Origin of the sequence: Acinetobacter sp. TY2 (genome assembly GCF_046269225.1) — a bacterium.
GTDB lineage: Bacteria > Pseudomonadota > Gammaproteobacteria > Pseudomonadales > Moraxellaceae > Acinetobacter.
Genome location: NZ_JBJZOR010000037.1, coordinates 1 through 21,932, shown reverse-complemented (window position 1 = coordinate 21,932; position 21,932 = coordinate 1). Strand labels below are relative to the sequence as shown.

Sequence of the window (21,932 nt, the reverse complement as noted above, 5' to 3'; positions counted from 1 at the left end):
TTGCTCATGGTAAACTCCTGATGAGTGTGTTTAGTTTACCAAGTTAAAACCTCCTGTTTTTTCAGCACACATCACTTTTTGCCATGGCTCAGGTCGTTGTTGGGTAACATCGTAGAGAAAAGCAGTTGATAAATCTTCTCTCCCAACTCAATGACCTCATTTAAACGGACATAGCACAGCTCTTCCAGATTGCTTCTATTATCATTGATATAGCAGCAGGCATAGATTGCATAATAGGCATCCGTGCCACGGCTTCTCAAATGATATTCTTCATACTTATCCAGAGGTTTGGTATCTGAGTTAATCGATTAAAAGACACGTCTCACGTTTCAGGAGTGCCAAGTACCTGCCTAAAACTGATTTGGATATCTTCTAGCTTCGCCTTTTGTGCTGCAAATTGAGGATCAGAACAAATTTTTTGAAAATCAGCCAAATCACCGAGTTGAGTGCGGATATAACGAATATCTTCTTTCTGCTCGTCATTGAAATTAGGCGCTTGGCTCACTTGGTCATCGGCAAAATAGCGGTTGATCCAAGCATAAATGCTGGAAATACGGTGTGCACCGTCGATGATGTAGATGTTGTTTTTGATGTCTTTCCAATACAGAACATAATTATTCAAATTAATTCAATAAAAATCAAAAATTTATATTAATGATTTTTATTAAGTGCCTAACTGGTGCCTAAATCACCTTAATGCAGAATCTATTGCATCAATAAGACCTTTTAAAAGTGGTACTTTCCTTCCACCACACAATACAAGAACAATCTTGATTGGTAACCAAATAACCCCGAATAATATTTTCATAGCATGTCTCTTCTATAGTTAAACAATAGTTTAATTTTGTTATCAAATACAATATATTACAAAAAATACTTTACAAGAAGATAGAAATGGGAAAATGTTTATATTGTGATGGATGGAAAGTAGTAGCTGGTCAAGGATGCAGAAATAGCCCAATTGGGACGCATGTGGTTGATGATGGACCTAATAGGTGTATATATTGTGATTTAAATTATGCTAGTTCAAGTGCCAACTGTAATTTGAGCCCGTCCGGCTATCATGTCTTAGGAAGTGAATCAAATGCTCAAGAATCCACCTTTGATGCAACTACTCCAGCTTTAATTTGGATATCTATACTCGCTACTTTTACAGTCTTTGCAATTCCTTTACTTTATTTATTTGATTGGAACATAGATACTTCAATATCTAAATCGGCTTTAGGAATTGCATTTATAATCTCTCTTTTCATAGGGTTTAAATTTGCCCAATATATTCTTAAAGCTCTATTTATAATTGTAGGATTATTAATTATTATCTTAATTCTATATTACGTTGTATTTTAATTTTTTCCATAAGTTATTATTTTTTATCAAGAATTTGGGTAAAAATGAGCATAAAATTATTCAAAAATGTTGTGATTACTTGTCTATTCATATCACCTATTACTCATATTTATGGTGAGACACTTGAAGAATATCAAGCTAGACACCTCAATCAACTTAATGAATTCAGAGCACGCAATCTCGAACAAATGCGACAAAATGATCTAAGAAACAAAGCAATCCAAGAAAAAAATAATGCAGAATATGAACGTCTAAATCGTGCAAATCAGCAAAAGTCAAATACTGCACAAAAACAACAACTTCCAACTCAGCAACAAATAGATAAATTAGAAAATTTGATGAGTTCTGATAATGCTAAAAATGCTGTGAACTATATAGACAATTTAGAATCTGATACTTATACGCAAAATCAAGCAGAAGAGGTAGAAATGAATGGTTTTGATAAAAATTTATACCCACAAAAGGATAATGGATTCGAATATAAATCTGGAAATGGTGGTGGGGTAAATGAACAGGAATTATTTCCACTAAATCTAGGTCGTCAGAACTAAATTTTTAAATTTCTTTTCTCTAGCAAATCACAATGACTTTAATCAAAGTTTTAGCTGTGATTTTATATAAAATTATTTAGGTCTTATCAAAAATATCACATAGGTACTTTATGAAAATTAAATCAATGCTTTTATGTCTTGCCCTCACTTCAACAGGATTAAATGCTGCAACCTGTTTATCTACTGCTGAACAAAAGGTTGTTAATCGTAATTATCAAAACTCTTTGGAAAGCTATGACTATATCAAAATTGATTGTAGTAATCCTAAACTCCAAACCGTTTGTAGTAATCCTATGAATGTTAAAATGTTAAACACCATGATAAGAATGAATGTCTGGAATGAAGAAAATGCATTTAAAACAGAATTTAGTGCATCAGATTTAAGTAAATTACAGAAACGATATGCAGCAAATTACTCACAATCAACATGTCAAAAAATTAAAAAAGATTTCTTCAAAGCGATTAATAGTAATGGTGGTTGGGATTATTAAATGCAACCATGTAACATTGTTAAGTATATGATTTTTAAAAAATTAAAAAGTTACACTACTTAATACAGAAATGTAACAGGTAACATAATGTTACCTGTTACATTTAGCTCATATTATGAGTAAGCGTGTTGGACCCATTTTTGATTTTCTCTAGACAGCACTTTCCCGTATTTCGACCAATGCGAAATCGAAAGTAGATTGAGTTGTATTAGATGAATGCGATGAACGACCCAACGATCAGGAGGTCCTGAGTCCAGGCAAAAGAACCGTCAGAGAAATGGGGGGTTTTAAAATATTAATCTTCATATTTTACTCTCGTTGATTAGCATGAAATTTGCCAACATCTTTTCCACGAGATGGTGGCAAACCAAATAGGGGTGGAAATACCGCTCAACGAAACGGCCAGTCATAGACTGCCCTACCTGGCCTGCCATAGAGAGCAGTGCCATGTAGACACAAAAGAGCCACCCAAAGTGACCCTTTAGTACGTTGAGATGCAGGTTTCCACGCCTGGTTACAGATTTTGCTGTAACGCGGCTATCATATTTCTATATTTTGTTTTGGTCAAACAAAACCAGATTTTTTAATGCTTAAAAAGAGGATTCGCGGATTCCCAGGCCTTTGCTTGGCAAATCAGATTTTGACAAAGCAAAGGCCTGGGCCACTTTTTCCGTCACCTATTAAGCTTAGGCTATTTCCCATAAGGAATCATGTTGCACAGCTTCCAGCAGCAGACAGAATGCAATGGATAATGTGATGTTTTTTTGGCTCTGTTGATCCATAAAAAATACCTGAGTCTCTATTATTAAGCGATAAATGAGCAGCAAGAAGTTTTCCTAGTCAGGTAAATGATATTCATGCACACGTAGCTGTCTTGAACAAATTCACAGAATTTGGCTGCACTTATACCCAAGTTGTCACTTGAATTTAGCTCAATTAGGGTAGCGCTGTCTTTCAAACCTTTGTGTAACAAAGCGTGCGTAAGTCATATTTACTTAGATTCTGATATGATCTCTAATCACCAAATATCGTGCACTCAACCACGTAAGTGCCCATCGCACGGTGCTTAATGAGGCTTGTTGAGACATAATTCTAAAATAATCATATTTATTATGTTTCATCACCATCGGAAAAAATTGATGTTCTGTAAGGATTGAAAGCATAGGTTCATCCTCTGCCGTAAAATGCATCAATACTTTTGTTACATTACTTTCATACAACCATTTTTTTATTAACCAATTATAAGTTTCTGATTGGTTTTGTTCTAAATAATCAAATCGCTCTAAAATCTCTTGTGCAGAATTAAAATCTACAGCACTTAGTAATTCAGGCAAACGTGCTAACTTTCCTTGTGTCGATAATGGATGTCTTCCTATATTTGAACCACGTTTACCTGACGGAATGTTTGCCATCGTAATTAAAGCTCTCTTCCAGGACTCAATATCTAATCGTGGCTGCCCCTGCCCAGAAATAAGATACCGCTCAATATCTTCAAACTTTTGAAATAATTCGTGTTTAATTACTTTTCCAGTCGAATTCCCTCTTTTTTGAGCATAGATTACCCACCTCTGACTTTGTCTTTTTTTGAGTACATATTTTTCGATGGTATCTCTCAACTCATATTTTAGATTACCATTCTGTTGATGAATCGCTTGGAAATGCCTGAATAAATTACTCCGACTCATGACTCGCTTAAAAAATGCAGTATGTAAATTGGGTTGCTGTTGTTGCATGCTATAGGCATAAGTAGCCAGAAATAAGATATGAACATAATGCTTTAATGTTGTCGATTCATGTAAATGTCCAAGCACTCGACTAATCGCCTTAATCCCTTGCCCAACCTGTCCTTCATTGCCTACTAGCGTATTAAATTGCTCATTCGATGGCATCCAATTTTGTAGCCATGGCAGTTCTATCGTGAGCGCTTTAAAATCCACCACTGTTTGCAAACACTTTAAAGTATATGCACTTGCAAACGTATGTCTTAAATGATGTAAGCTGAGATCAACATCTCCAGTGACTTTCTTTAATATTTGAGATATTTGATTGAAAAAAGTCCTATGCTCACTGTTCTCATCAGACATTAATATCGAATATTTTTTATTCTTATAAATATCATCTAATCCCTTTTGAATCGTCTGACTTAATAAATTCATCGGAACAACACGTTCTGATCCAAGTGTTTTTAACTGATGCTCACCATAAGGACGAATTCGGAGCATATCCTCATCAATATCTAAGGGCCGTAAATGAAGTGTCTCTGAACGGCGTACACCCATCGCTGCAGATAAACGAAAATGACGCTGAATCTCTAGACGTAAAGCAGCATCACTCACCCCAGATTCTACAGATTGTAATATTTGAACGATCTGCTGCACTTCATTTTTTGAAAAAACTTTAGCACTTGCTTGATGCGCTGTACGCTTGTGTAACTTTATACGATCATCATTTAACTGAATTAAAAAATCTCTAAAGCGATTCCACGCAGCGAGATGCTTGCGGTGTGGAAAATGCTCTTGCGTCAACTCCATCCATTTTTGAAATACATCTTCATCAATCTGGCTATCTTTTGTTAAATCTTCTGAAAACCCCAATATACCTGCACTGACGATGGCCAAATGTAGATGAATCATATTTCGATTCTGTAGACTTAACTCTTCTGCATCACAGCGTAAAATCAACCATTGCACAAAGCACGTTAATAAATTGACTGAGTAGTGATTCGTTTTATTATTGGCAAGCTGTTCAAGCCAAATGCTTGATCTAGACTCACCTTTTAGTTGCTGAATCATCGCTAAAATATCAGACAAATGTAGTTGCTCATCGCCTATTTCTATTTCACTTTCTGGCTCAGTGCTATCTAAACCTGTGGTTAATTTTTCATATTCGGATAAGCGTAATAATTCATTTATTGAAAGATCTTCAGTCAGGACTTGGCCTGCTATATAACCTGCAATTAACGGAGTGCTATTTAACATCACATTTTGCTGTAAAGCTTTCAACCATTGAGCTAATGATAGAGTTGACTTAATCCCTATTTGTTTTAAATATGTATTAAAACACTTTTGCCAAGCCGTTCTTTGTTGATTTCTTGACTGTGCTAAAATCTCTTTTAATCGGGGCTGTAGATACTGTCGGTCTACTAAAATTAAAGTCGAGACATAAGGACTTAACAGTACTGTACGGCGTATCTTCGTCACAGATCTATCATTATTCACTGTCAGCTCAACGAGCCGACTATTCCCCATAGCGACTATATGTTGATCAGAAGCAATAAACTCCAACATCGCTTGTAAATGGCTCACCCTGCACAGTTGTGAATACATGGAGAGTACAACCAGCAAACGTCCTATTTCAACATCACAATTTTGATGTTCAGATAAATGTTCTAAATCCTTCTGAATAAGATCAAGTAAGTTTTGTTCAATATAACACCATGTACTAAAACTATTTTCAGATGTCAGCCATGTACGATTAGCTTTTTGAGGAAGTTGAACGAATAAAGGAATTTTCGTTTTATCGCGAATATAAGCACAATATGCTTTGATCGCTTGTGGCAAATCAATGTTTGTATTTTTAGCTAAATGGGAAGCTAATACATGTCCAAGCTCGAAAGATACGTTTGGCTCAGGATTTTCCTCAAAAATCAACTGACAATAGGACTCATACTCTGAGTTTTCCAGCCATTCTTTTACATCATTTTCTGAATATTGTATTCTCGGCTTCGTCTCTGCTTGAACTGTTTTAATCTCTTTGGTTACAACAAATGTTGGAATATTCAGGTTTTTAAAAAAATCAAAAACATCAAGACATTCGAAACCTAACTGTTTTTGCAGGTTTTCTTGTACATCAAGCCACTGTTGTTTAAATGTTGATACAGGAAATACTGATAACATATCCCATGGATAACGACCGCGTACCCAGTGCCCAAGTCCAGCATCCTTGAACCGTCCAGGTAACTGATTATTATCAGAGCGAACCAGCTTCCGTGCCCAATTTCTACCTAAACCTTCAATCTGATGAGGATCACAAAGTTGCAACGCATAAGATGATAAATCAACACGTGGTTCAACTTGATCCCCCAGCATTCTCATCAAACCACGTAAAACTTGAATCTGTTTGATAAATGCTGCCGTCAATGGCACATAACGATCGGTTGATTCATCTTGATGATGTTTATCTTGAATCAATGCCCAGCCTTGCTGACTTATCCACTTTGGAAAGGGTTGCTTAATCCCCCGTCCTGCAGTTGCAAGATTCATCCATAATTCTGTATACAACGTTAAGTTATCAAAGAGCGTCTGCCAATCTTTCTGTTCGGCAGCCTGATTTATTCTCTTCTTTATTCGTGTAATTTCATTTTGTATTTCAACAATCTTTATCCCAGTCGGGCTACCCACGCGTTCACTAGAAGAGTGCATATATTCAGGAATATCAATTTTTATCGTTCTTAAACAATCAGCCCATAACTGCTCAAGTTTCCTCTGTTCAAAAGATGCATAATGAATTAAGTTATCATAATTCCGACCGGATGCATTAGTCACTGCTTTAACGACAGCTAAGTCACCTTGGCTATGCTCATATAACAACCGTGGAAGAAGATCTTTAATGCTTTTGAGGCTGATTTCTAACTCTTTCGGCACACTGTTAATAAGTCTTCTAACTTCGCGTTCAACTGCCGGTTGACGGGTTTTAATCGCAAGATTTTTGACTTGATTCACCAAATCATTGAGCTCACTTGGTAAAACCAAATGTAATTTCTTGGTCCATGGCACATGAAATTTAGACTCTTCTGGCTTTGTTTTGAGTGTCGGTGTGCCTGCTAAAACGCTCAATACGTATGCAGATAAAGTATGATCATACTGAATAGCAATATTATTCTGATCAGTATTTTGACTAAAACACGGCGCTGTTAATTCAGTAACCGAACGTCCAGTGAGTAAACTCAATATCAAAGCTAATTTTGCGCGTAAAATTAAGCTGGTATCAGCCTTAGATGGTTGACAGAGCCTAAACACATCTTGAATCGAATTTAATGACAATCGCCATTTGGTCCAAACTAAACCAACATTTGTAGCTTCAACATGCTGAGAGGTAGACTTAGATGCATAAAACCCTCGAATTAAATCGGATTGTTCGGCCAAAAAAAATGTAAACAATGGCTCCAATGGTGTTTCATCTTCTTCAATCTCATCATACTCAAATACTTCAGAGACTAGACCACGATGAATTTCATCTACATCCTCTAAAGGTTGGATAGCAATACTTAATGAGCCGTATCGTTGCAAGATCAGTTTTTGATGCTTTAACCCTATACGGTGTAAAAACTCTCGACGTTTTTTCTTATTTTTTAGTCGATTCTTTTGCCAAATTTGTGATAAAAAGAGCTTTAATGCATAAAAAACTTCATTTAATCGTTTGTCTTCAGAACCAGCGGACATCAAATGAATCAGTTGTTTCGGTCCGTTTTTAGTCAGTAATTTTTCGACTTGTTCTAAAATATCCTCATTACTTGGATCACCCAACAGCCTGATCGCTAAAAAGGCGTTATACACACGAGATCCTTTTTGATCTTTCAGCTTTATGCTTCCATCACCCTTTAAATAATGACTATAAAGCTTTAGAGTATGTACATTTTTTTGAAAGTGAAATATTTGCTCTAAAAACCAAATGATTACAGTATCAAAACGCTCATTATTTCGACTTAGTCCTGCTTGAATCAATAGCAAATCACAAATTCCACTGTCTCCAGTGTATGGACGTAATGGCGTGAGTTTATGTTTGTTTCTATCTGTTGTTTCTGAGAAAAAATGTGAATGTTGATCAGAATCCTGTAATGTACTAATTATCTTTAAAGTATTAAGCTCATTACGAAATATTGGTAATTCATGATCACCAATCAATGTGAAAATTCGCTGACAAATGACAACAATACCAGCTAAGCTATAATGTGCACGCAACAAAAATAATGCTTGGATAAGTTCTTGTTCTTCTATATTTTCATGCTGCTTCATCCATTCTATGAGCTGCTTAAAATAAATATTCATAAACTGCTCCTAATACGATAGATCCATGCTTTCTTAAAGTCTGTTAAAGCTAAAGCAATTTCTGCCGTTGGTGCCACACAAACAATTTGCTGCTGATGTTTTTGATACAGCCCCTCCAGTCGAGGTAAAAATACAAAAAAGTCAGCTAAATGAAAATATGGTTGCACAGACTTGCAAAGCTCTTTTACTTTAATTTTTTCTAATGGCAAAAGCTTCTGGGCGATATAACCTGCTAAAATATTTTCGATTAAAAAAGTACCACTAACCACCGGTGGTGCCCAATCTACCAATTTTTGAACAAAGGAAATCGGTAGTTTTTTTAAAAAATGCTGTGTATGAAAAAATAAAGGCATTTCTTCTAGATCTAAATGCTTTAGTCGAAGTTCTTTTGCAACAACCATCTTATCCTGCACTTTATCCACTTTACCCCAGTGTCTTCTTTTCACACTGTCCTTTAGAGTTTTTACATCACATAAATCCCTAGCGACAGCACGCAGTAACTTACGATATGTCGCGAGCAGTAGTAGTGCTTGATTTTTAATTTCTTCTGAAAACCTACTCTTTTCCCCATTAAGTAACATCATTTTCAAAACTAAAACAGGGCATGGTTTTTTAAACCTGCCTTCAGATATTGTTAATGCATCAATTATGCAATGGTGTCATCATTTTTTCTGCACAGTTGAGTTATTTTTAGCGTTAAAATAATAGACTAACATAGTCCCAAAATAAATAGAATTAAATCAAACAAATTTAAGATTTAATAAGAAAATATTTGATTTATATAATTTATTTACTAACTTTATTTTTATATCAATTAGTTTTGGCAATGAGATGATCCGACTCTGTTGAATCCAGATAAATCAATCCATCGCAAAGCGGGCAGAAATTATGATTACCCACCAGAAAATTGTGCTTGATCAAACTCTTGGTCAAGGTTGAAAAGGCTTTGGGTTTTGATCGAGATGCAGGACTGATCGAATCGACGTATTCAACAATATGGTTGACCACAGCAGGATCATATTTCCTCAGAAAGCTTCCGACATAAAACTCGTTAAAGTTAATGTACTTAAAGGCTTTAGACATCGACAAGATAGTAGGAAATAGCTTTAGCTGTGCAAATGTAGAGCCTGTAAATTGTTTTGACTCTTGATTAATCCTAAAAATATCTATGCTTTGATCAATAATTTAGCTGTTAATCACTAGGTTCCAGTTCACTTATTTTCAGACAGTAACCAATCGAGAGCATTCATTTTTACAATACCATTATAATTGGCTTCAGTACCTATAGTATCTAAGGTCAATAAATACTTGGGATACGAGTCAGAAACTTTCTGCAATGGGCGTAACTCTCGGGCTAATGTTTCTTCATTCAGTGTTTCTAACGCGACTTGGTAATAAGTTAAATTCTGTAACGTATCAACAGCAACAAAATCAATTTCATATTCATCAAGTCGCCCAACATAAACAGTATAGCCTCGTCTGACGAGCTCAAGATAAATCACATTTTCTAAAATATGGCCTTGATCAGCATTTGCATCAGGCAACATAATTCGGCGCAAGCCAACATCAACTAGATAGTATTTTTCAGAGGTTTGTAATAGCTCTCGCCCACGTACTTTAAATTGTGCTGCACTATAAAATAGTAAACTATCCTGTAAACCCTGAATATATCGTTTTACTGTTTCAAATGAGATCTTAACTCCACTTGAAACAAAGGTATTTTTAATTTTATTAATAGAAATAGGTGAGCCCGTAACACTTGCCAAATACTTTGCAACACGCTCCAAAGCGTTAATATCTGCAGTATTCAAGCGAGGAATAACATCCTTAAACATGACACTCGCATAGACTGCTTGTAAGTAATCATAGGTTTCCTGCTGATTAGTCATTGCAAGTGTATAAGGGAAACTACTGCGAGTGTACATCGCATACAAATCACGATTGGATAATTGTTGGATGGTTGGATTATTTTCAGTATGCCATTGTTTAAACTCTTGGAATGACAGAGGTAAAACATGCTGCTCGATATAACGCCCTGTAAGTAACGTCGCTAATTCCCCACTCAAAAAGAATGCATTTGAACCTGTAATATATAGATCGATATAGTCACGAATATATAAAGAGTCGACTACTTTTTCAAAATTTTGAACATGCTGTATTTCATCTAAAAAAACATAGTTTTTTTTGTTTTTATCGACTTTCGAAAGTACATAATCGTGTAATTTACGATAATAGGTGAGTTCTTCAAATTCCATATATTCGAAATTAATAGCAATGATATTTTCATCTTGTACACCTTGCTCTTTTAGATCTTGTTGGAACATCACTAGTAAAGTAGATTTTCCAGAACGACGTACACCCGATAGTACTTTAATGAGATCACGGTTTTTCCATGTATTCAGAAATTTCAGGTAGCTCTCACGTCGAATATTATTCTTTATCATTGTTTACACTTAGACTCTAAACTTTTTATATATTCTATCAAAATTTAGATCACATAAGAAATATTCTTTTTTTTAAGAAAAGTTTAAATTCCTATTATCGCAGGTGTTAGAGGTGCTATAGACAATAGATTTTCACTGGAATATTTTTTTCAAACACGATATAGAATATTACGTCTCTGTAGATACTAAGCTGTTTTTTAAAAAATCAGAGATGGTCACATCTAAAACTATCAGCCAATCACACAGTCCAGCACCATCCATCTTCCAACACAGCAAGAATCTTGTGAAACGAAAGACCAGCTGCAAATCGAACTGGAACGTGTAGAAAACAGTATTGTTCAACTCAATCACGAAATCAGTATTTACCAACGCTATGCCGATCAATTCCCACGGCTGTCGAACGCTCTTCATTCCTGCATGAATCACAGCCAAAATAATTTAGAACTACTCGAATGTGAAACGTAAGAGTCTATATGTACATATGGTTCATTTGTGGCAAACGAGAACCTCAACTAAAACGATCTCGTGTCCTTTAGAATGTTTGCGTAGCAGTCATGCTTATAGTGTGACTTTTGATAATGGTAAGGAGTTTTCAGAGCATAGTAGGATAACAGATGCATGCATAGACACTTACTTTGCGGATCCATAAAAGTCTAATCAACGCGCTAAAAATGAAAATACGAATGAATATTTACCAAAATCCTTATCGTTTGATGATGTATCAAAAGAGCGAATAGAATAGATAGAGTTTGGTCTAAATAATCGTCCTAGAAAGATACTATGTTGGTATACACTCAGTGAAGTGATTGCTGGTTTTTATAGTGTTGCACTTGTTGCTTCAATTCGTCTTATTTAAAATTTTATTAAAAAAATTAAATTAAAGGTTTATAAGTATTTATATATGTTTATATATGTTTAATAAAGTTTATGAGGATATTTTTATATTTAAATTCAAGTGGTTATTCATTAATAACCATACGTTTTGTCCGTTCAACCATACGTTTTGTCCGTTCAACCATACGTTTTGTCCGTTCAACCATACGTTTTGTCCGATAACCATACGTTTTGTCTCAATTTATCCACAAAATTATCAATAGTAAAAATTCTCTTAAAGTGAATATACAAATATTCATTGCAGTTAGCACAATAAAAACTATAACCATGAATTTTTTCTATTCCAAATAAATGATGATGTTTTAAGCACTATCAATACGTTTTGTCCGATGTACATGCTTTTTTATTGAAGATTGGTTTTTCTTTCTATTGATATATTGGATTATTTTACTTATTTTTTTTATTGTAATGACATTAAAAGCATTTAATAGCAATGCTTTTGAGCTTATTTGAATTTTATTTTTGATATAACCATACGTTTTGTCCTGTTCTCATTATTTATTAGATTATATGAAATGACCATACGTTTTGTCCGTTGTTGATAATTTTATTAAATATCTGTGAATAACCATACGTTTTGTCCGTAAGCTAAAAGATATATTTTTATTGATCTGTTTGCTTTCATTGTTGATTTCAATACAAAATGTTATTAATGTATGGTTATAAAATTGTAACCACGGAGTTTGGTTTGAAAAGTACAGAATTAATAAAGCCTTCTTCTCGTCGTGTTCAATACACTGATTTAGTGGCTACACGTAATGATATGACCACTGCAAATTACAGTTATGAAGCTAATGAAGAAAAGCTAGTGTACTGTGCTATGGTTGCTGTGCGCAAAAATGAACTAAATAAAAATATGCGCTTTGATCCAGATGAGTTAATTACGATTAGTGCAGCTAATTTTGGTGAATTGATTTCAGAAAAAGATTTAGATAAAGATGTTGTCACAGCAAGTGAGCTATATGAAATTCATCGGTATGGTGAAAAGGCCTTGCAGCGTGTTTATGATAGTTATAAGCCTAAGGTAATGTTGATCAAGAAAAAAGATGATCCTACACCAATTAAGGTACCAATGATTATTTATTGTCATTATAGTAAAGAAACTAAATGCATGCAGATTCGTTTTGCTAGAGAATTTTATAATTACTTCTATAACTTAATTAATCCGACAGGTATGACGCATTCATTTAGTACACACCAAATTCGCTATGTTATGCGGATGCGTTCTAATTATGCCATGCGGATTTATAGGATTCTCAATTCTGAATTATGGAAAGCTGAGTCATTAGGTATTCAGCAAATTCATGATATAAGTTTGGAAAGATTGCGTTTTGCTTTAGATATTGAAGATAAATATAAACTAATCGATAACTTAAAAAGCCGTGTTTTGAATGTTGCTAAAACACAAATTAATAAGTTAAGTAATCTTGAAATTGATTATGAAACGATTAAAAATGGAAAATTTGTTGTAGGTATACGTTTTACTTACAAAATGAAGGAAGAGCATAGAAATCTAATTTTTCAACGTATTATTGATCGATTAAAAGAAAAACATCTTAAAAATGCAATTCCATATAGTGATGATGGATCACACTTTAAAGATAAAGAACGCGTTAAATATATTAAACCAGTCACTAAGTTGAGCTCTAAGCAAATCACAGTTTTAGTGAATTGTGATGTTTTCTTAAACGATTATGGTTGTTTTTTAGGTGATTTGGATACGATTACAGCTAAAAAAACGATGCGTAGCTTATTAACAAATAAGTTAGATATATTGAATGATCATAAACTTATTGATCTGGATTACTATTTTTGGATACAAGCAAAACGCAATATGAATATCTTTAAAAAAGATGCGTCTGAAGATAATATGGCAGAGCATGAAGATAAAAATATTGCAGATTCTGATATGGATGAAATTTTAGATCCTGCAGAAGATCAACTACCTTTCTGATGATAACCTTTCTTATGTATCATTTTTTAATCTTATATATATGGTAAATGGTAGTATCCAATATCAATCTATAACATATTGGATACTCAATTATAAATTTCCACTGTGGAAATTTATAATTTTTTATACCTTATCGTCTAAATCAGCAAGAAAAGCTTCTAGTTTTTCAATTTTTTCTTGATTAAATTCAGCATTTAAACTAGTACGAATATTTACGACTGTCTTCCCATTGAGATTTTTTTCAATCTTAATTGAGCCAAATTTAAGACCATTTTTATCTTTTAGTACCATTTTATTAATTTTAGACGTATTTGTGATATTTTGTTCTTGCTTTTTAGCTATCTCTTGTACAGTTAATGCTTTTTCTATTTCGTAAATGAATTTTTTTGATGGACGATTAGTTTCTGTAAATTCATTTAGATATTTTTTCCATATATTAAATGTGGCAGATTCAACCAATTGATGATTAAATTTTAAAACGAGTTTATTTAATTCGGTTAACAATTGTTGTGCAGTTGCACCTGAAATAGCTTTTGGATTTATTTTTAGATCTTCTTTTATATAATCTGGAAGTTTATAAAAGCTCATTAATCTAAAGTATTTAGATTGATCTAGTTGATATTTTTGAGTGATAAATTCTACATTTTGTATAGAGTATCCAAACTCATTACAATGTTTTTGTATGGCGTTGACTAATTCAAAATCACTAAGATCCGATCGATGTAAGTTATCAATCAATGAAATTAAAGCTGTTTTTTCCTTGGATTTATCATCTCGAATAATTGCACGAATCGTCTTATGCTTTAATATATCTCTAACAGCTCTAAACCTTTTTTCTCCACCGACGAGCTCATATCTTTCCTCTTTTTTTATAACAACAATAGGGTAAATTTGTCCATTCGTTGCAATACTCGTGGCAAGAATTTCAACTTCCTGTAAAACTTTATCTGTAATAATACGAGGTTGATGCTCTGAGAAGTCAATAAGTTCTATAGGTACATCAACAATATTATTTTCAATTGATGATATTAATGATACTTTTCCTGTTCCTGCTGCATTAATAAATGCCTGCTCCATTTCAAGAGAATCATTAAAATCGACAATTAATGGTTTTTTTGCCATTACAGGATCTCCACCAAAAATTCATTTAATTCATCTTTTGCTTTGCTGCTACCCATTTCTAATACTGATTTTCCTTCGATCATCGCATCGCGAAATTGTTTGCGATCACGCAAAATTGTATTTAGTGTTTTAACAGACTTGACTTGCTGTAATAGCTCTAAAGCAGCATCAATTTCTGTAGATTTATTATTAGTTGGGGCTTTATTTAACACCACAAATGTTTTTAAATTTTTATTCACTTGTTTTGCTGTATTTACTAATCTTAGAACAAAAGGTAGTACTTCAATATCTGTTTGACTAGGTTGTGTTGGAATAATAAGAACATCTGCTGTTAATAATGCTGAACGAAATTCAGCTGAATCACGCCCTGCAACATCCAATACAATATATTTATTATTTTGTTTTAATTGTTGTAATTCTTCTTTTAAATTATCTTTAAGAGCAATGGTTGTAATAGAATCTTGTAGTCTACGTTTACTCCATTTTATAGAGGATTGTTGATCATCTCCATCTACAAGAGTCGTCTTGCCTTTTTTACTCAGAGCAACAGCTAAGTTGGTTGATAGCGTTGTCTTTCCAACACCACCTTTTTGATTTGCGATTACGTATATTGTCATGGGTAATATATATAAAAATTAAATTTATATTAGCATAATAAAAAAATAAAAAAAATATTTTTAAATTTCCACTGTGGAAATTTAAAAAATCAAATTATCTATAAGCCTAGTTATTATCTTTTTCGGATTCAATAGGCTTTGTTGCATAAAGAATTTAAAAGTAAAGCTTCCCCAAATCACTCAAATTTAAGTGACAACTTGGGTATGAGGTCGACCTAATTCTGTAAATTTATTGAGAACTGCCAGACGTGCATGAATCTCATCATTTTTGATGGCACCTGCTTCTTTTATTGAAAGGATAAGATGATCAAATAGGTTGTTATCCATGGAATTGCTCTTTCACATTATTGATGCAGGATCGAATTTTTTATTGGGCTGAAAGAATTCCGCCTAAAACTCAACGCCTAAATCGACTAAAGACGGATTGCATATTTTCCCACTGTGGAACAGCATGCCCATCAGAGTGAAACAAAAAAATGAGATTTTATCTCCAAACCCTTTATTATTTTTAAGATCGTATATGATTTTAGAAATTTGAAAGAAACTCAAACTTTAAAATATTCGAATCATGGGGATACAATATGAAAATCAAGTTAATCACGCTGACATTAGCACTATCCGCAGCATCACTGGCAAACGCACATAATCATGAACAGTTAATCAGTAATGATTAACTGTTTAGTCCAGAAATCACCTCTAAAATCACTGAGCACAAACCTGTTTCATTAGATTTTATTGCTAGTGCAATTAGCACCCCAACTCAGGCGGTATTAAAAGAAAATTTAGGTGAGACTAAAAACGTCGTAGTGATTAGCGATGCGGAAACCTGGTATTACGGTGTTCAAATCACCGATCAGGCAAATCAAAAATGTTCTGTCTCTTTTATTTTCGACCGTGAAAATGGCAAGTTAAGTACATCGGCAGATCTGGTCAGCTTCCATCCAGTAGAATGTGAATTAGCCGTTGCCCAAAAATTAGAAAAGAAAAATAACTAACTCCAAACCAGACATTAAAAAGCCCGCAAATGCAGGCTTTTTAATTCGTCCAAATTTTCCATATATCACCCTGCCAGAATCCGGTTTAATGACAATTAAATAGAATATTTGAACTCTTATTGGCACTGTTGCAAATAACCACGAATGGTAAGCTGAAGACTGTTTTAGCTAAAGGTGCAGCATGTGAATCCTTTCCATGGTCGGCATTTTCAGGGCGAAATCATTCTTTGGGCTGTGCGCTGGTATTGTAAATATGGCATTAGCTATGATCATCTCTTAATGCATGGCGTTTAGTCATAAAAGTATAATGGGGACAAGACGGTTTTCCTCAAATTAATTGATGACACGCCCTAGGTTAAATACTCTCTATCCTTAATACTAATCAAAAATAGTTTTAGGATAAGTTTTTTCAATGAAAATTATATTGCATAAGATTAAAAAATATTTTCTAAAAAAATAGCCTATATTTTTAGCCCTTAAATGAATAATGATTTTTTTGTAACTATAGAGCATACCCTAAAGTAACAATTTAAAAGTTCGTAAAACCATGTACCATTTAAATGATTTTTAATCATAAGTAACATGTAACTTTGATATTAAAGATTTATAATTTACAAAATTGTTCATTTTTATCCAATTGGGGCGAGAAAGAGTGAAAGGCCAAAAAGTAGGTTATGTGCGAGTGAGTTCGGTCGAGCAAAATACTGGGCGTCAACTTGAGGGGATTGAAGTCGACCGGATTTTTGTTGACCGTGCTTCGGGTAAAAATACCGACCGACCGAAATTTCAAGAAATGTTGAACTATGTCCGGGAAGGGGACAGGGTGATAGTACATTCCATGGATCGTTTTGCGCGAAGCTTAAAAGATTTGGTCACTGAAGTAGATAAACTGGTCAAACGAGGGATTTCCATCCAGTTTGTAAAAGAAAATATTACTTTCACTGCTCAATCTACCCCGATGGATAATTTAATGCTGCAACTGATGGGGGCCTTTGCACAATTTGAACGTGAAATCATTCTGGAACGGCAAAAGGAAGGAATAAAACTAGCCTCTGCTCAAGGGAAATATAAAGGTCGTGTTCATAAACTTAATCCTGAGCAGGCTGCGTCTTTACAACAAGCCTGGAAAGAAGGAAAGTATTCATCCAAAGTTGATCTTGCTAAAGCATTTGGTATCAGTCGACAGGCTGTTTATCGATATTTAAAACAGATTGATGAGTCACTCACTATAAATCGAGATGACTAACATTTAGAAACCTGATTAAAGTTGAATTTTGATGATAAAATGATCTCCACGTAACTGTCTTGTCACCATAAATATATGTGTGATAATTCATGCATTATTTAAGTCTTAGAGAAAATATGGATACTATGAAATTTATTCGAAACCTATGTTTGTCTCTGTTGTTGTGTTTTTCGAGTTTATCGATGGCAGTAGCAGAAATGACAAAAGATCCGTTATTTGTATTGCTCACCAGTAATGATGCGCATCGGACAAAGATGGCTATCGGTATGAGCAATAATCAATTCCAAAAGGGTCATCCCTTAACGGTATATTTAGTCGATCAAGGGGTTATGCTTGCTTCTAGCCGATTCGAACATAGATATGCAGAGCATCAGACCATGCTGAAAAATATTATGGCGAATGGTGGGCAAGTCTTTATCTGTAAAATGTGTATGGATCAATATGGTGTTAAAGATGGTGATCTCATCAAAGGCTTAAAATATGCGAATCCTGATGCTATGGGAGAGGCAATCTTTAAACCTGGCACAAAAACCTTATCTTGGTGATTTAATCCAATTTTAGGGATGAATGCCTCATAAAAAGCACTCAATCTAAGTGACATTATTTGTACAGTTTTTTCAATTACAACCATAAAAATTTCAGGGCTGTTTCTATCTGAAGAATCCTTTTCTTCTTGGGGATTAGTTGATCCTGATCTTAAAGGGCACTGTTGCAAATAGGCTGACATGATAAGCTAAATATCTTATTTATTTCGAGATACAGCAGATGAATCCCATCCACATTTATTATGGATAAAATTTAGGCTGTTTTGTAAGCTTTGGCTTACATCAATTCCGGTGCTTTGCTGCTATTCGGAATAGTAGAATTTTCGGTGGTGTTTCAAAAAGTATGCTGAAAAAAACAATATGACTTTTGATAAATTGGTCGAAACCAAGATGTATTGCATCAAATTATTAGAAGATAAATTAACGGCAAGGTACTTTCATCGTCAGGTGAATGAGATTCATGCTTCTTGTCTTGAATAAATTCATTGAACTAGGTCGCCCTCATACCCAAGTTGTATCTTAAATTTGGATCTTTTAGGGTATCTATCTTTTAAACCTTTGTGCAACAAAGCCAGCTAGAGTGAAAAAGAGGCTTAAGCAGCACAGTATAATTGATGCAAGGTTTGCATAAGCGTAAGAACTTTAGGATCAGCAACCTGATAGAAAATCTGTTTACCTTCACGACGGGTACTCACCATATTGCTTTTACGCAGTACAGCCAGTTGTTGCGATAGGGTGGGTTGATGAATATCAGTGCCATCCTCAATTTGTTGCACATTGAGTTCACCATCCACTAAAACACAGAGAATTTTTAGACGGTCAGGATTGGACAAGACTTTTAAACAGCCAGTCACTCGGTCTGCTTCTGAAAAATCAATTTTAGCCTGACTAACTACAGTATTCATTACAATATCCTTCAATCCGATATATTGAAAATTAGTTACAGAATAATATCACAAGGGACTTGATTAATATTTAGTATTATATATTATAAAAAAATATATTGTAAAGAAGTAAACTCGCTATGCATGACTTTCTGATTGCTTTTCTAGGCGGCTTGATGCTCGGCATTTCGGTCGTAGGTTATCTTTATGTGCATGGTCGCATTGCAGGCATCAGTGGTTTGATCGGACAAGTGCTGAATCCTCAGACCATCTTTAAAACCCCTGCGATCTGGTTTTTATTGGGTCTAATGATCACGCCATTTATTTATGGTCTGTTTATACAGCCTGAAATTGAACTGAATGCAAGCCCACTCATGATGATTATTGCAGGTTTGCTGGTTGGTTTTGGTACTCGCTTAGGTTCGGGTTGTACCAGTGGTCATGGGATCTGCGGAATGAGCCGCTTATCAAAACGCTCTATTTTCGCAACTATCACCTTCATGTTTGCAGGTTTTGTTACTGTTTATCTTGTTCGTCACGTAACCGGAGCATTTTAAAATGAAAAATATTCTAGCTTTTATTTTTGGTGCTCTTTTTTCTGTTGGACTGATGGTTTCAGGTATGTCGAATCCTGAAAAAGTGCTGGATTTCCTGGATCTGTTTGGTGATTGGGATGCCAGTCTGGCTTTTGTCATGATGGGTGCAATTGCTGTGGCATTCATTCCATTTCAAAAGGCCATGCGTTCTGAAGCACCGAAAACCGTATTTAACGAACCTATTGTATTGCCAACCAGTCAAAAACTTGACCCACGCTTAATCATTGGCAGCCTCTTATTTGGTATCGGTTGGGGGATTGCTGGGGTATGTCCCGCACCAAGTTTCACATTGATTGGCCTAGGGCATTACCAAGTCTTCTATTTTATTATCGCGATGTTTATTGGCGTATTGTTGCACCGTAAATGGGCTGGAGAATAACCATGGCAAAACACCCACTGGTACAGAATTTTTTTGACGAGGCAACCAATACATTCAGTTACGTGGTATCCGATCCAGTCACAAAGCGCTGTGCAATTATTGACAGTGTGCTGGATTATGATGCGGCATCTGCAAGCACTTCAACCACACAGGCAGACCGTATCATTGCCTATATCAAAGAGCAAGGTTTAACTGTCGAATGGATTCTGGAAACCCATGTTCATGCAGATCATCTGACTGCAGCCCAATATCTGAAACAGAAACTGGGTGGAAAAATTGCAATCAGCCAGAAAATCGCTGTGGTACAGGAAACCTTTGCTGCAATTTATCACTTGGATATCAAGCAGGTGAATGCCAATCAGCCATTCGATCATTTATTTGAAGATGGTGAACATTTCAAAATCGGTGAGCTGGATGTTTATAACATCCCAACACCGGGGCATACGCCGGCTTGCCTGAGCTATGTGGTTGAAGATGCAGTCTTTGTTGGTGATACGCTGTTTATGCCAGATTATGGGACAGCACGCTGTGATTTTCCGCGTGGCAGTGCAGAAGTACTTTTTGATTCAGTACAAAGTCTGTATCAGTTACCGGAAGATACCCGAGTCTTTTTATGTCATGACTATTTACCTGAAACACGTGAGTCATATGTATGTGAAACTGATATCCAGACTCAGAAAACACAGAATATTCATATTCACGAGGGAGTCAGTAAAACTGAATTTGCTCAGATGCGAAATCAGCGGGACTTAGGACTCAGTATGCCGAAGCTGATTCTGCCCTCGATTCAGATCAATATGAAAGCAGGACAGTTTCCTGAGCCAGAAGAGAACGGGGTTTCTTACCTCAAGCTACCTCTTAACTACTTCAAATAAGCTTAGGTGGTGATTAAACAAAAAGTTTAACTTTTATTTAATCACTTTTATGTATAAGGGAGAGGGGCGATGTGGGCATTAATACTTGAAGGGCTGGTCATCGGAGGGCTGTTGGGTTTAACCGGTGCTGGTGGCGGCATCCTGGCTGTACCGGCACTGATGGCAAGTCAGGGTTGGACGGTGGCTCAGGCTGCGCCTGTGGGATTGCTTGCAGTCACGCTGTCAGCCTTGGTCGGAACGTTCGAGGGTTTATTCAAGCGCATAGTGCGATATCGCGCCGCACTCTGGATCGCTCTTATCAGTATTCCTTCAGCACGTTACGGGGTGCAGCTGGCTGATATTGTTTCTCCGGTCTGGCTAACCTTGGCTTTTAGTCTGGTTATGCTGATCGTGGCTTACCGGATATTCTTTAACAAAGTGAATGACTATGAGAATCCACCATGTAAAGTCAATCAAACAACCGGCCGTCTGATCTGGAATGTAAAAACTGCCTCCTTCCTTGCTGGTATTGGTGTAGTGGCAGGTTTATTAACGGGTCTGCTTGGCGTTGGGGGTGGTTTTGTCATTGTTCCAGCCCTGCGTAAATTCACCGATCTCGATATGCGCAGCATAGTGGCGACCTCCCTCATGATTATTTTCCTGATTGGTGGGGTCAGTATTTCTGCACACGTACTGGATGGCTTTCAATATCCTGTTTCGGTCACATTGACCTTTGTCCTGGCCTGTATTGTCGGGATGTTAATTGGACGCAGTCTGATGCATCGGATTGACAGTAACAAGGTACAGAAAATATTTGCCACAACCGTGGTTGGGGTAGCCATGTATTTAATCTATTCAGCGCTCATGGGCTAAAACAGCCGATTGAGTCCTTAGAGCCTATCCAGTATTAATTTCATTCTTTTTTAGCAATTGAAAAAATAATTTGTTAAATTTCCCCCATGAGAA

The 21,932-nt window shown here is 35.4% G+C and carries 17 protein-coding genes and 7 pseudogenes; 15 read left to right on the top strand and 9 right to left on the bottom strand.

Annotation, left to right across the window (positions count from 1 at the left end):
- Positions 1 to 74: 74 nt before the first annotated feature.
- Positions 75 to 628: pseudogene (locus tag ACK1JC_RS15975) on the bottom strand (HNH endonuclease); the annotation flags it as partial.
- Between the two features lie 266 nt (positions 629 to 894).
- On the opposite strand from ACK1JC_RS15975, the gene ACK1JC_RS15970 reads away from it, so the two are divergent.
- From ACK1JC_RS15970 to ACK1JC_RS15955, 4 genes and pseudogenes are all read left to right on the top strand, one after another.
- Positions 895 to 1,347, top strand: a complete 453-nt coding sequence (locus tag ACK1JC_RS15970; protein WP_074947372.1) for a hypothetical protein — start codon at positions 895 to 897, stop codon at positions 1,345 to 1,347.
- A 44-nt stretch (positions 1,348 to 1,391) separates the two neighbouring features.
- A complete protein-coding gene (locus tag ACK1JC_RS15965; protein ID WP_074947371.1) occupies positions 1,392 to 1,898 on the top strand; it encodes a hypothetical protein in 507 nt (168 codons plus the stop codon).
- A gap of 110 nt (positions 1,899 to 2,008) precedes the next feature.
- Positions 2,009 to 2,389, top strand: a complete 381-nt coding sequence (locus ACK1JC_RS15960) for a hypothetical protein (RefSeq protein ID WP_409512839.1) — start codon at positions 2,009 to 2,011, stop codon at positions 2,387 to 2,389.
- A gap of 820 nt (positions 2,390 to 3,209) precedes the next feature.
- Positions 3,210 to 3,314, top strand: a pseudogene (locus tag ACK1JC_RS15955) (IS5/IS1182 family transposase); the annotation flags it as partial.
- A 70-nt stretch (positions 3,315 to 3,384) separates the two neighbouring features.
- On the opposite strand, the gene ACK1JC_RS15950 reads toward ACK1JC_RS15955, so the two are convergent.
- The 4 genes and pseudogenes from ACK1JC_RS15950 to ACK1JC_RS15935 form a co-directional block, all read right to left on the bottom strand.
- Positions 3,385 to 8,436, bottom strand: a complete 5,052-nt coding sequence (locus ACK1JC_RS15950; RefSeq protein ID WP_409512838.1) for a tyrosine-type recombinase/integrase — start codon at positions 8,434 to 8,436, stop codon at positions 3,385 to 3,387.
- Positions 8,433 to 9,102, bottom strand: a pseudogene (locus ACK1JC_RS15945) (hypothetical protein). Before ACK1JC_RS15945 ends, ACK1JC_RS15950 begins: the two are co-directional and overlap by 4 nt.
- Before the next feature lie 153 nt (positions 9,103 to 9,255).
- Positions 9,256 to 9,528 (bottom strand): annotated as a pseudogene (locus ACK1JC_RS15940) (HNH endonuclease); the annotation flags it as partial.
- Positions 9,529 to 9,647: 119 nt separating this feature from the next.
- Positions 9,648 to 10,880 carry an ATP-binding protein gene (locus ACK1JC_RS15935; RefSeq protein ID WP_068912250.1) on the bottom strand — a complete coding sequence of 411 codons (1,233 nt, stop codon included), beginning with the start codon at positions 10,878 to 10,880 and terminating at the stop codon, positions 9,648 to 9,650.
- A gap of 454 nt (positions 10,881 to 11,334) precedes the next feature.
- On the opposite strand from ACK1JC_RS15935, the pseudogene ACK1JC_RS15930 reads away from it, so the two are divergent.
- A pseudogene (locus ACK1JC_RS15930) lies at positions 11,335 to 11,736 on the top strand (IS30 family transposase); the annotation flags it as partial.
- Between the two features lie 681 nt (positions 11,737 to 12,417).
- A complete protein-coding gene (locus ACK1JC_RS15925) occupies positions 12,418 to 13,728 on the top strand; it encodes a replication initiation protein (protein ID WP_068912254.1) in 1,311 nt (436 codons plus the stop codon).
- Positions 13,729 to 13,851: 123 nt separating this feature from the next.
- Here ACK1JC_RS15925 and ACK1JC_RS15920 read toward each other — a convergent pair whose 3' ends face one another.
- The 3 genes from ACK1JC_RS15920 to ACK1JC_RS15910 all read right to left on the bottom strand — a co-directional run bounded on the left by ACK1JC_RS15920 (position 13,852) and on the right by ACK1JC_RS15910 (position 15,794).
- Entirely contained in the window at positions 13,852 to 14,850 is a 999-nt protein-coding gene (locus ACK1JC_RS15920; RefSeq protein ID WP_019383598.1) for a ParB/RepB/Spo0J family partition protein, read from the bottom strand.
- The gene (locus tag ACK1JC_RS15915; RefSeq protein WP_004758942.1) at positions 14,850 to 15,467 is read right to left on the bottom strand and encodes an AAA family ATPase; all 618 of its coding nucleotides are present in this window, start codon (positions 15,465 to 15,467) and stop codon (positions 14,850 to 14,852) included. The genes ACK1JC_RS15920 and ACK1JC_RS15915 overlap by 1 nt, the downstream gene beginning before the upstream one ends.
- Positions 15,468 to 15,653: 186 nt before the next feature.
- Entirely contained in the window at positions 15,654 to 15,794 is a 141-nt protein-coding gene (locus tag ACK1JC_RS15910; RefSeq protein WP_019383597.1) for a hypothetical protein, read from the bottom strand.
- A gap of 479 nt (positions 15,795 to 16,273) precedes the next feature.
- On the opposite strand from ACK1JC_RS15910, the gene ACK1JC_RS15905 reads away from it, so the two are divergent.
- The 5 genes and pseudogenes from ACK1JC_RS15905 to ACK1JC_RS15885 all read left to right on the top strand — a co-directional run.
- The gene (locus ACK1JC_RS15905; RefSeq protein WP_409512837.1) at positions 16,274 to 16,462 is read left to right on the top strand and encodes a hypothetical protein; all 189 of its coding nucleotides are present in this window, start codon (positions 16,274 to 16,276) and stop codon (positions 16,460 to 16,462) included.
- Between the two features lie 183 nt (positions 16,463 to 16,645).
- Positions 16,646 to 16,738 (top strand): annotated as a pseudogene (locus ACK1JC_RS15900) (IS6 family transposase); the annotation flags it as partial.
- Positions 16,739 to 17,114: 376 nt separating this feature from the next.
- Positions 17,115 to 17,708, top strand: coding sequence for a recombinase family protein (locus ACK1JC_RS15895; RefSeq protein ID WP_194240564.1), 594 nt, complete (start codon positions 17,115 to 17,117; stop codon positions 17,706 to 17,708).
- A 182-nt stretch (positions 17,709 to 17,890) separates the two neighbouring features.
- Entirely contained in the window at positions 17,891 to 18,253 is a 363-nt protein-coding gene (locus ACK1JC_RS15890; protein ID WP_228720296.1) for a DsrE family protein, read from the top strand.
- Between the two features lie 375 nt (positions 18,254 to 18,628).
- A pseudogene (locus tag ACK1JC_RS15885) lies at positions 18,629 to 18,776 on the top strand (IS5/IS1182 family transposase); the annotation flags it as partial.
- 70 nt (positions 18,777 to 18,846) lie between these two features.
- Here the strand turns inward: ACK1JC_RS15885 and ACK1JC_RS15880 are convergent.
- Positions 18,847 to 19,158, bottom strand: coding sequence for an ArsR/SmtB family transcription factor (locus tag ACK1JC_RS15880; RefSeq protein ID WP_005404971.1), 312 nt, complete (start codon positions 19,156 to 19,158; stop codon positions 18,847 to 18,849).
- Positions 19,159 to 19,277: 119 nt separating this feature from the next.
- On the opposite strand from ACK1JC_RS15880, the gene ACK1JC_RS15875 reads away from it, so the two are divergent.
- The 4 genes from ACK1JC_RS15875 to ACK1JC_RS15860 all read left to right on the top strand — a co-directional run bounded on the left by ACK1JC_RS15875 (position 19,278) and on the right by ACK1JC_RS15860 (position 21,839).
- A complete protein-coding gene (locus tag ACK1JC_RS15875) occupies positions 19,278 to 19,694 on the top strand; it encodes a YeeE/YedE family protein (protein ID WP_163121988.1) in 417 nt (138 codons plus the stop codon).
- A gap of 1 nt (position 19,695) precedes the next feature.
- A complete protein-coding gene (locus ACK1JC_RS15870) occupies positions 19,696 to 20,112 on the top strand; it encodes a YeeE/YedE family protein (RefSeq protein WP_086200033.1) in 417 nt (138 codons plus the stop codon).
- Between the two features lie 2 nt (positions 20,113 to 20,114).
- Entirely contained in the window at positions 20,115 to 20,987 is an 873-nt protein-coding gene (locus tag ACK1JC_RS15865; protein WP_086200034.1) for an MBL fold metallo-hydrolase, read from the top strand.
- Between the two features lie 69 nt (positions 20,988 to 21,056).
- Positions 21,057 to 21,839: a sulfite exporter TauE/SafE family protein gene (locus ACK1JC_RS15860; RefSeq protein ID WP_005404967.1), complete on the top strand. Its 783-nt coding sequence runs from the start codon at positions 21,057 to 21,059 to the stop codon at positions 21,837 to 21,839.
- Positions 21,840 to 21,932 lie beyond the last annotated feature (93 nt).

Bases quoted from the DNA above. Each gene is read 5' to 3' on its own strand.
- ACK1JC_RS15865 (WP_086200034.1), top strand. From the start codon at position 20,115: ATGGCAAAACACCCACTGGTACAGAATTTTTTTGACGAGGCAACCAAT.
- ACK1JC_RS15965 (WP_074947371.1), top strand. From the start codon at position 1,392: ATGAGCATAAAATTATTCAAAAATGTTGTGATTACTTGTCTATTCATA.
- ACK1JC_RS15950 (WP_409512838.1), bottom strand. From the start codon at position 8,436: ATGAATATTTATTTTAAGCAGCTCATAGAATGGATGAAGCAGCATGAA.
- ACK1JC_RS15960 (WP_409512839.1), top strand. From the start codon at position 2,009: ATGAAAATTAAATCAATGCTTTTATGTCTTGCCCTCACTTCAACAGGA.
- ACK1JC_RS15860 (WP_005404967.1), top strand. From the start codon at position 21,057: ATGTGGGCATTAATACTTGAAGGGCTGGTCATCGGAGGGCTGTTGGGT.
- ACK1JC_RS15920 (WP_019383598.1), bottom strand. From the start codon at position 14,850: ATGGCAAAAAAACCATTAATTGTCGATTTTAATGATTCTCTTGAAATG.
- ACK1JC_RS15870 (WP_086200033.1), top strand. From the start codon at position 19,696: ATGAAAAATATTCTAGCTTTTATTTTTGGTGCTCTTTTTTCTGTTGGA.
- ACK1JC_RS15880 (WP_005404971.1), bottom strand. From the start codon at position 19,158: ATGAATACTGTAGTTAGTCAGGCTAAAATTGATTTTTCAGAAGCAGAC.
- ACK1JC_RS15970 (WP_074947372.1), top strand. From the start codon at position 895: ATGGGAAAATGTTTATATTGTGATGGATGGAAAGTAGTAGCTGGTCAA.
- ACK1JC_RS15935 (WP_068912250.1), bottom strand. From the start codon at position 10,880: ATGATAAAGAATAATATTCGACGTGAGAGCTACCTGAAATTTCTGAAT.
- ACK1JC_RS15915 (WP_004758942.1), bottom strand. From the start codon at position 15,467: ATGACAATATACGTAATCGCAAATCAAAAAGGTGGTGTTGGAAAGACA.
- ACK1JC_RS15875 (WP_163121988.1), top strand. From the start codon at position 19,278: ATGCATGACTTTCTGATTGCTTTTCTAGGCGGCTTGATGCTCGGCATT.
- ACK1JC_RS15925 (WP_068912254.1), top strand. From the start codon at position 12,418: ATGTTATTAATGTATGGTTATAAAATTGTAACCACGGAGTTTGGTTTG.
- ACK1JC_RS15910 (WP_019383597.1), bottom strand. From the start codon at position 15,794: ATGGATAACAACCTATTTGATCATCTTATCCTTTCAATAAAAGAAGCA.
- ACK1JC_RS15890 (WP_228720296.1), top strand. From the start codon at position 17,891: ATGGCAGTAGCAGAAATGACAAAAGATCCGTTATTTGTATTGCTCACC.